Origin of the sequence: Ulvibacter litoralis, from assembly GCF_900102055.1 — a bacterium.
GTDB classification, from domain to species: domain Bacteria; phylum Bacteroidota; class Bacteroidia; order Flavobacteriales; family Flavobacteriaceae; genus Ulvibacter; species Ulvibacter litoralis.
This window is the reverse complement of the sequence record NZ_FNBA01000038.1, coordinates 1-2,674: the sequence shown is the minus strand read 5'-3', so window position 1 is coordinate 2,674 and position 2,674 is coordinate 1. Positions and strand designations below refer to the sequence as shown.

3 protein-coding genes are annotated in these 2,674 nt (G+C 32.5%); all 3 read right to left on the bottom strand.

The annotated features are described in order from the left end of the window. Nucleotides 1-311 precede the first annotated feature (311 nt). The 3 genes from BLQ00_RS17285 to BLQ00_RS17275 all read right to left on the bottom strand — a co-directional run bounded on the left by BLQ00_RS17285 (nucleotide 312) and on the right by BLQ00_RS17275 (nucleotide 2,554). Nucleotides 312-704 (bottom strand): hypothetical protein, encoded by a 393-nt coding sequence (locus BLQ00_RS17285; RefSeq protein ID WP_139149463.1) that lies wholly within the window; start codon nucleotides 702-704, stop codon nucleotides 312-314. Between the two features lie 287 nt (nucleotides 705-991). Continuing rightward, nucleotides 992-1,513 (bottom strand): hypothetical protein, encoded by a 522-nt coding sequence (locus BLQ00_RS17280; RefSeq protein ID WP_093145569.1) that lies wholly within the window; start codon nucleotides 1,511-1,513, stop codon nucleotides 992-994. A 234-nt stretch (nucleotides 1,514-1,747) separates the two neighbouring features. Then, nucleotides 1,748-2,554, bottom strand: a complete 807-nt coding sequence (locus BLQ00_RS17275) for a hypothetical protein (protein WP_093145568.1) — start codon at nucleotides 2,552-2,554, stop codon at nucleotides 1,748-1,750. Nucleotides 2,555-2,674 lie beyond the last annotated feature (120 nt).

The following is a 2,674-nucleotide window of genomic DNA, read 5'->3' as shown; positions in this document are numbered from 1 at the left end:
ATTATCAAATATCTCTCCGAATCACAAGAAGAAGTAAGACTAAATAAAAAAAATAAAAATATTCTATAGATCATTTTAGTAATGGTAGCTAACGGGTTTGTATAATAATTGTAGCGCTTGGCGCAGCGCGCTGGGGGCAGCAGCTTGAACTTTAGCCTTAGCCTCGGCACCAAATTGTTCGGAGCTGCGTGAGACTCAGAAAGGCAAGCTAGTTCATATTGTTCCGATGACTAAAATAGTAATTTTTAAGTACTAAACATTCTGAAATTATGGAAAAGCTATGATTATTGATGCGTTGTTACCTCCAGTTTTTAATTACGAATCACTCTTTTATATATTATTCCTTCAGTTCGGTAAATTATCATTAGCACATTTTCATTTGGACGATTATAATATTCAGGTGCACTTTTAGTTATCCATTGATTTTTTCGTTTATCAATAATCTCATTTGTCCAATCGAAGTTATTATTTTTTGGCTCAAACTTGACCATTCCTTCTTTCCATTTATTAATATCCGAACTTTTTACCTTGATCACAAACTTATAATCCAAGGATGATGCTCCGGGAATCGTAGCTCTGTTGTTTGAAAAACCGTTAACATTAAACAATTCAAATTCCGCGTCAATAAATTCACTTGGTGATTTGATTTCTTTACTGAGGATTTCAATACGTTTTTCGTTATTTTCGAATTTATCGCTATCCAATTGATTTGAATTTTTCCAATCGGTGCAACTAGAAAATCCTACGATTATTATTGATATTATTAATGAGAAATTTTTCATCTAAAATTGGTGGTAACGGGTTTGTATAATAATTGTAGCGCTTGGCGCAGTGTGCGGCTTGAAGCGGCGACACCTTTTCAATTCTCTATTTAGTTCAAATTATTCAGAGCCGCGTGAGAATCAGAAAGGCAAGCGTAACGTTATTTTTCAGAAACCAATATAGTTAAATATTAGCAATTGATTTACTTTTAGTTTCGCAAGAGCTATGATTAGTATACGTTGTTGGCATTAGTAATTTTAATTCTATTTTTTGTTTTTCCGTTATCCGAAATCAAAGTCAGTTCGTTATTTTCGTCTTTTTCCATTGTCCAATGAAACGACTTTATTCCAGTTTCCAAAACTTCGATTTTATTTTTTAATCGGTCGTAATAAATCAAGTCATTATTCGCCTTGGTATGAACTCCGGTTTTAATCGGATTAGAATTCCACTTTTGCAGATAAACTCCGTTTTCTGTCCTGTAAAACCAATCTCCGAAAAATTCTTTTCCGAAAACATTTTTTGGTTCAGTTTTTAGATGAAGAAAAGCAGGTCCAAATCTTAATTCTCCAGCATATTTACTCAATAATTTTAATTCCGAAAATGAAGTCATAATCGACCAATCTTTTAATTCGTCAGTCCAATTATGATTATAGGAATCAAATTCCGCATTTTTGTCAATTCGTTTGCGTTGTAGCAAGAGAATAACGACCAAAATTCCAATCACTATGTATCCTATTGTTACTGTCTCCATTATTAATGCCAACGGGTTTGTATAATAATTGTAGCGCTTGGCGCAGCGTGCGGCTTGAAGCGGCGACACCTTTTCAGTTCTTTATTTAGTTCCAATTATTCGGAGCTGCGTGAGACTCAGAAAGGCAAGCTTTACGTTATTTTTCAGAAACCAATATAGTTAAATATTTGCAATCAATTTGCTTCTAGTTTCGCAAGAGCTATGATTAGTATACGGTGTTGTGTGTAGGCTTTTTTATACGCTCTTGCCTTTGAAGGTTACTCTGTCAATTAATTCTTGATTCGTTGCAATTTTTACTGAACTATTTTTAAATCCTAAATATTCTTTGAAAAGGTATTTCTTTGAGTCTAGAGGTGTTGATATCTGCTCTTTTTTTAGCACAAAGTCAGTTCCCTTAGCCATAACTTGATTTATTGTAAATTGTCTTAAATAGGCGTGAGAAAATTTATTGTTACAATGAACTAAAAATAAAGCAGCTAATGATTCTAACGCCATTTTAAGATTTGCTTCTTTTTTAGTGTTAATTCCATCATGTTTAATTCCATTATAAACATTCCACCAATTAGGAGTTTTTTTAGGATTTGTCCAATCTTTAAAAGGTTCAATATGTTTTTCTAAAGGTCTAACGTAAATTTTCTTTGAAATCATCTCGTATTTAAGGAAAGGAAAATAGTCGATAAAATTCCAAGCACGAGCACCCGTTTCGAGTCCTGTACTTTTTTTTATTTTTTGATATTTTTCCAATAAATCAGAATCAACAAATTTGCTATATGAATATTTTGCCCATTCTTTAAAAAAGAATTCTATTTGAACACAACTTCTAACAATTATATCTTGAAGAATAGGAGAGTGTACTTTAAAATGGTCTGGGTCATTAATGGGTATTATTTTAATGAAATCAATAAAATCTTGTTCAATAATTTGATATAATTCGTAAGTTTCTCCATTTCCAAAAACACCACCTTTTGAATGAAATTCACAATACCTAGATGAGTCTTTGATTTCTTTTTTACACCCTAAAACCTGACAATTCTTATTCATTAGTTACGTTTTTTTAGCTTACACACAACGGTCTCGGCTATGAGTAGTTGCGTGTTTTAGCACTTAACTTAGCAAGTACACACCAAACTGAAAATCCGCGAGGATTTTCAGAAATAGGTG

Bases quoted from the DNA above. Each gene is read 5' to 3' on its own strand.
- BLQ00_RS17280 (WP_093145569.1), bottom strand. From the start codon at position 1,513: ATGGAGACAGTAACAATAGGATACATAGTGATTGGAATTTTGGTCGTT.
- BLQ00_RS17275 (WP_093145568.1), bottom strand. From the start codon at position 2,554: ATGAATAAGAATTGTCAGGTTTTAGGGTGTAAAAAAGAAATCAAAGAC.